We start from the raw sequence: 6,164 nt of genomic DNA, 5'->3' as shown, positions 1-6,164 counted from the left end.
CGCGATAGGTGGGACGTTTAGCCGCGATAGGTGGGACGTTTAGCCGCGTTAGTGGGACGTTTAGCCGCGTTAGTGGGACGTTTAGCCGCGTTAGCTTTTGAGGTAACACCCCCTACTTCCCAGTAAACACAAGGGAAAACCGTTGTTTCAGAAGCTGGCGCCATTAAGATGATTAAGATCTGATTAACGCGCGTGCGCGCGCGAGGGACCCTGTGGAAAACTCAGGGGGACGGAATGATGATGATGACAATAAAAAATCTCACCCTATGCTTGACAGGCTGTCCATCCAGGGTCTACGGTGAGTGCAGATACAAAAAATGACCCCGCGACGCTCACAACGCCCGGGGCCGTGGCAGCACCTAACACGATAGGCACCGCAATGAAAGATTCTACCGTACCTTCGGGCATTCAGTCCACCAACTCAGATGTAGTACATCACACATCTACTGCTCCTCAGAGCATCGACGCTCACGAGGATTTGGGTTACTACCCCATCGCTTTCATCTCGTGCTGCTTGCCCTACCGTGACCCGCGCAAGCGCTCTGATATTTTGGCCCCTGCTGAAGCTTTTAGCTGGACGCGACAGAATGGCCCGGTCAGCTTGAACCTGACCGCCGGAACCTACATTGACGGTTCCGGTAACCCTCAGCTCCACCTGCCCTTTGGTCGCTACGCCCGAATCCTTTTGATGTGGCTGACTACCTCAGCACTCAAGCACCAGAGCCGGTCCTTTCCGCTTCCCACTTCCGCACGTGAACTCCTTACTGAGCTAAATATCACTTGGGGTTCAGCACGCGCCCGTGACATCATCACGCAGCTACGCGCGTTGCTGGCGACTCAGTGCGTGGTCACTCACCACGAAAAGCGCGGTGACAACTTTGTAGACATTAGCGAAGAACGATTCACCATCGGCACCCGTGCCCGCCTCCATTTCTCCACTGATGAGAATTACGGCGATTTCGACCCCTCCACACGTTCCCACGTCGAGCTGTCAGAGCAGTTTTACAACTACCTGGTCAAGGGAAATTTCGCCCCGGTTCTCCTGACCCGCTGGCGACAACTCATCGAGGAAAACACCTCCCCACTAGCCGCAGACCTGTTCCTGTCGCTGGCCCTCCGTGCCCCGCAAATCAGCAAAGACACCTACATTTCGTGGGCTAACCTGCAAGGGCAACTCGGCTCCCTTGTCACTCCGGGCCGTGAACGAGATTTCGCTGAAACTGTCACTCGCGCTTTGGGGAAAGTCCACGAAATCTACCCGGAAATGCAATTCACCATTTCCGGCTCTAAAGCCCGTAGTGGCTTCCGCGGTCTGGTCTTGCACCCCTCACCTGACGCTGACCTGCTGGGCGTGAACCCGCGCCTGGCGTATGAGGCCATTGCTCAGGCTCAAGAAGCTGCCGAGGCGTCAGGTCTGGTGCCCGCATCTGAGGCCTCAATGAAAGTCCCCGCCCGAAGGCGGGGAAATTTCATGCGCGGTGCCCAAGAGTTCGAGCCTGACCACGCCTCAATGAAAGTCCCCGCCCGAAGGCGGGGAAATATCCACCCGAAACTGACCCGCAATTATGCGGCAGAAACGGGTGCTTTGCGAGAACCTCGCAGCAGGCCTACACAAAAAGTATACCCAAGCAGTCGTTTAAGCATTCAAACACTATTGACAAGCCAAAACATCACGCGAGCGACACGCCAAGATTACGTCACGTGCCAGGTTCTCGCGGAGACAGACAAAGCCTCCAAAGGCCATTATCCCCACCTCTGTTACCAGTCCGCAATCGAACTCGTCATTCCCTCACTCCCCTACCGCGCGCCGCTACAGGATGAGCGCATCCGATTCGGTCACCTCGCGCGCCCGGCCGATGTAGCTGAAGGTCGGCTCGTCAAGGCGGGCCAGCAGCCCCAGGTCGCAGAAGAGTACCGAATCCTCATCCGGATCGATGAGTTCCTGAACCTCATCTTTGATGCGCCGAACCTTAGCCGGGGCCGCATCCACAATAAAGACGCTGTACTGAATACGGTCCCCATAACTGAGAATGAGCTTGGCCAGTTTGGCGCGCCGCCGGTCGCTGGGCACGTCGTAAGCAATGAGTGTTCGTCGGGCGTCGTCACGCATTATCGTACGGTCACCCCCGTGTACTCGCGGGTGGTTCCGTTGATTACGCCCAGGAGCATGCGGGCCTGCACCTCAATAGCGCGGCGCCAGGACACCGAATACCCGTAGGTGGGGTGGGTAATTTCCGTAGCCATGCGCTTCTCGAACGCGGCGATGACGGTCTTCCGCCCTTCGGGTGTGAGCCGGTAGCTGCCACCAACCGCGGTGAAGTGTGCCGCTTTGACCTGCTTCCTATTGATAAGGGAAACCACCACGGAGTCCGCGATGACGGCACGGAACTCTTCCATGAGGTCAAGCGCGAGCGCAGGCTTATTCCGAGAGCTACTGTGCAGGAACCCGGCGTGAGGGTCAAGCCCGCACGTGAGAATCGCGCGAATGCACTCCGAGCTGAGCATACCGTAGGCGTAGTTCAGCAGAATGTTGATGGGGTCGTTGGTTCCTCTCCCCTGCCGCCCGGTCCAGGTCCAGCCGAGTTCGGTGAGCACCTCTTCTTTGAGCATGGTCGCGAAACTACCGAAGTAGAGCGAGGCGGCTTCACCTTCGAGGCCGAGCAGCTCCGGGATTGAGGTAGCTTGCGGCGTGTGCTTCTGAATGTCTCGCATGGTGCGGCATGCGTCTGCGGCGTGGCCGTTGCGGCGCAGCAGGGTCGCTTGGTTTGCGATTTTGCTGGCAATCATGGCGGCCGCTATGGGCAGGTGCCCCTGCGCTGAGAGGACATGCTGTTGCACGCGGGCCAGTCCATTCGGTCCGGTGCCGGGTTGCGACCAGCCGTAGACCCTGCCGGTGCTGGAGCACCAGATGATGGTACAGTTGCGCCACATGAGTTCTCGTAGAAGCGCGGAGGAAACGTCAATGTTTCCGTGGACGACAAGGCTGTGCACACGTTCGAGAGGTACGCTGCTGATTGTTTCGCCGAGGTGCTGCACGATGAGGCGCCCTTGCTGGACGGTCGCTCTTGATCCTTGCGTGGTGAGGTGCGCTACTTGGCTGTCGGGGTTGCTGGCGACGACGCGTGTAATGTTTTCTTTTCCGTGGGATTCGTCGGGTAGACACACGGAGATGTGGGAGCACCAGCTGCAGCGAGGTGAGTCTTCGAGGGGTTGCGGTGCTGTCGGGTTGTCGATGAGTGCACGGGTGGTGTGCACGTATTCTTCTGCGGTGCAGATGTCTTCGTCTGAGATGTCAACGGGCACGGTTTTGTTGTGGTTGGTGAAGTGCACCGCACATTCGCTGACGGTTTCGCCAGCTTCTTCGAGGCAGATTTTTTGGAGGGCGAGCTGCACCCTGTGGGCTGGTGTGACGGATGCGTTGCGGCGTACGGGCGTTGACTTGTACTCGATGATGCGGGTGGTGCCGTCTTCTTGGGGTTCGATAGCGTCGCATCGTCCGGTGAGTCCGAGGCGTGTTGATGAGATGGTGACTGCGCGCTGTTGTGTGCCGCGGGATGTTTTGGGGTCGTCGACTCGTTTGTGGGCGGATTGTCCCTCTTGCATTTGTGAGGTGTCGGTCTTTTCGCCGTTGGATTCGATCCATGCGCGGCGGGGGCAGTACACGGTGTGCATGACGAGTGAGATGGGTAGTTCGTCGCCTGCACTGTAGGGGGTAGACATCGGTGTCTCCTTGGTGTGAGCGAGTATGGTGGGCAGTCAGCTTTGGCTGCTTGGTTTTGAGGGTAGCACTGCGGCGAGGTGTTTTGACTTATCAGCGAGTTTATGACGCAGGGTCGGCGTGTTGAGTTTTTCTGCTTGGGTTCGTGGAGGAGGCGGGTAGCAGCTGGTGGGTGGGGGTTGCGTTCGGTGTTTTAGACTGGTTGCTTCCTGCGCGGCAAAAAGGAAAAGCTCCGTTCCTGGACTGTGGTGGGTCCAAGAACGGAGCAGGGAGGTTTTAGGGAAAGTCCCTACAAAGGCTGTAGGGAAAGTTGAGGTGTTTCCTGCGCAAGCAGGGATGAGCCCGCCTCAATGCCTTAATGAATGTCCCTAGGAAAAGGTAGGGAAATAGCCAGCGGCGTCAGCCTGTCGCGCTTCCATACTCCAGCCTCAATGAAATTCCCTCCGAAAAGGAAGGGAAAAACATCAGCCGGCAAGCTGCCAATGTTGGAGACGTTGCCTCAATGAAAGCCCTTCCAAAAAAGGAAGGGAAACTGGGTTTCCTTGGCCTCTTCGGTCACGCCGTCCGGCTCGCCTCAATGAAAGTCCCTGCAAAAAGGTAGGGAAATATCCGAGTAGGTTAGGGTGACCTTCAGCTCCATGTTCCCTCAATGAAAGCCCTTCCCAAAAGGAAGGGAAATCCTGGCGAGGCTTCTCCTCGCTCATGGACGAGTTCTGGCCTCAATGAAAGTCCCTACGAAAAAGCAGGGAAATAGAAGCGAACCTCGACCCATTTGCCAGATTCGATGCGACCTCAATGAAAGCCCTTCCCAAAAGGAAGGGAAATTTTCCTCCGGAGTTTCTGCAGGAACTCCAGGGTTCAAGTGGTCGCCTCAATGAAAGTCCCTCCGAAAAGGAAGGGAAATCACCCCAGCCATTTTTGCCACTTGCGAACTCGTCAGCCCTCAATGAAAGTCCCTCCGAAAAGGAAGGGAAATAATAGTGAGTGAAAACTTATGTGTGCAGTGCGGGTCCCTCAATGAAAGTCCCTCCGAAAAGGAAGGGAAATAGCGGTTTCGTAGCCGCCACCGCCGTTTGCTGAGGACCCTCAATGAAAGTCCCTCCGAAAAGGAAGGGAAATCCCGTGAGCAGACCCAGGCTCTCGTTGTGAACTCCCTCAATGAAAGTCCCTCCGAAAAGGAAGGGAAATCAGGCGACACGCCAAATTCCACAGAGTCATTAGCATCCCCTCAATGAAAGTCCCTCCGAAAAGGAAGGGAAATTGGGTTCTGTCCGGCGGTGCTAACTCGAACGTAGCCCCCTCAATGAAAGTCCCTCCGAAAAGGAAGGGAAATGGACAAGATGCACGCTTACGCGGCCGCCGCATCAACCCTCAATGAAAGTCCCTCCGAAAAGGAAGGGAAATTAGGGTGCAGAAAAAGACTAACGGTGGACCCGAAAACCCTCAATGAAAGTCCCTCCGAAAAGGAAGGGAAATCACTCACTTTTCTCTTCATCATCTGGCAGATGAACAACCCTCAATGAAAGTCCCTCCGAAAAGGAAGGGAAATGGTGCGAGAAAGAGCGCAAGTAGGCAGGCGGTGGGCCCTCAATGAAAGTCCCTCCGAAAAGGAAGGGAAATCTGACCGCAGGCGACGGCTACCGGTACTACACCCACGAACCCTCAATGAAAGTCCCTCCGAAAAGGAAGGGAAATTGGCGGTTAGAATCTCGTCGGCGGTGGCGTACAGGGGCCCCTCAATGAAAGTCCCTCCGAAAAGGAAGGGAAATCACGCCGCGGTTACCGAATCGCAAACTGCCTACAGCACCCTCAATGAAAGTCCCTCCGAAAAGGAAGGGAAATTTCAGGGTGAGCTTTCACATCTCTAATTGTAGCGTCCCCTCAATGAAAGTCCCTCCGAAAAGGAAGGGAAATGCTCAAGAAATTGCAGAATACGCCGTAGTCTAACCCCCTCAATGAAAGTCCCTCCGAAAAGGAAGGGAAATAACCGCGTAGTACTTGGTCTTGTGCAGGTCACCCCCTCAATGAAAGTCCCTCCGAAAAGGAAGGGAAATGACACTACTCTCCCTCTTCGTCCCTCAGTGTGAGACCCTCAATGAAAGTCCCTCCGAAAAGGAAGGGAAATAAACGCCCCCGCTCCAGCTTCCAGAAACTCCCTAGCCCTCAATGAAAGTCCCTCCGAAAAGGAAGGGAAATTTTTGTCGCGAATAGGTGGGGGGGGGTTTAGCCGCGCCCTCAATGAAAGTCCCTCCGAAAAGGAAGGGAAATCGAAATACCCGAACGCACCCCGCAAGAACAAGCAAAGCCCTCAATGAAAGTCCCTCCGAAAAGGAAGGGAAATGGCGAGCCACACGCTCATCTCGTCTCGCATCTTCTTCCCTCAATGAAAGTCCCTCCGAAAAGGAAGGGAAATGCCGCGCCGAAATCTTGGTGCCGAAATCGCTTG

The 6,164-nt window shown here is 55.8% G+C and carries 2 protein-coding genes, 1 pseudogene and 1 CRISPR repeat array; of the genes and pseudogenes, 1 reads left to right on the top strand and 2 read right to left on the bottom strand.

Features of this window, described 5'->3' with window-relative positions:
• Positions 1-379 precede the first annotated feature (379 nt).
• Positions 380-1,144: pseudogene (locus tag Q0216_RS05550) on the top strand (replication protein RepA); the annotation flags it as partial.
• A 666-nt stretch (positions 1,145-1,810) separates the two neighbouring features.
• On the opposite strand, the gene cas2 reads toward Q0216_RS05550, so the two are convergent.
• Positions 1,811-2,110, bottom strand: coding sequence for a CRISPR-associated endonuclease Cas2 (gene cas2 / locus Q0216_RS05545; RefSeq protein WP_044141701.1), 300 nt, complete (start codon positions 2,108-2,110; stop codon positions 1,811-1,813).
• Entirely contained in the window at positions 2,110-3,720 is a 1,611-nt protein-coding gene (gene cas1 / locus Q0216_RS05540; RefSeq protein ID WP_298593594.1) for a CRISPR-associated endonuclease Cas1, read from the bottom strand. The genes cas2 and cas1 overlap by 1 nt, the downstream gene beginning before the upstream one ends.
• A gap of 350 nt (positions 3,721-4,070) precedes the next feature.
• A CRISPR array of direct repeats spans positions 4,071-6,131; the repeat unit is 36 nt; unit sequence CCCTCAATGAAAGTCCCTCCGAAAAGGAAGGGAAAT.
• Between the last annotated feature and the right edge of the window lie 33 nt (positions 6,132-6,164).

The sequence above is a fragment of the uncultured Rothia sp. genome, assembly GCF_937976295.1.
In the GTDB taxonomy this organism is placed as follows: domain Bacteria; phylum Actinomycetota; class Actinomycetes; order Actinomycetales; family Micrococcaceae; genus Rothia.
The sequence above is the reverse complement of the archived record's forward strand: the minus strand, read 5'-3'. Positions and strand labels throughout refer to the sequence as shown.

Excerpts from the sequence above, each read along its gene's own strand:
- cas1 (WP_298593594.1), bottom strand. The coding sequence starts at position 3,720 with ATGTCTACCCCCTACAGTGCAGGCGACGAACTACCCATCTCACTCGTC.
- cas2 (WP_044141701.1), bottom strand. The coding sequence starts at position 2,110 with ATGCGTGACGACGCCCGACGAACACTCATTGCTTACGACGTGCCCAGC.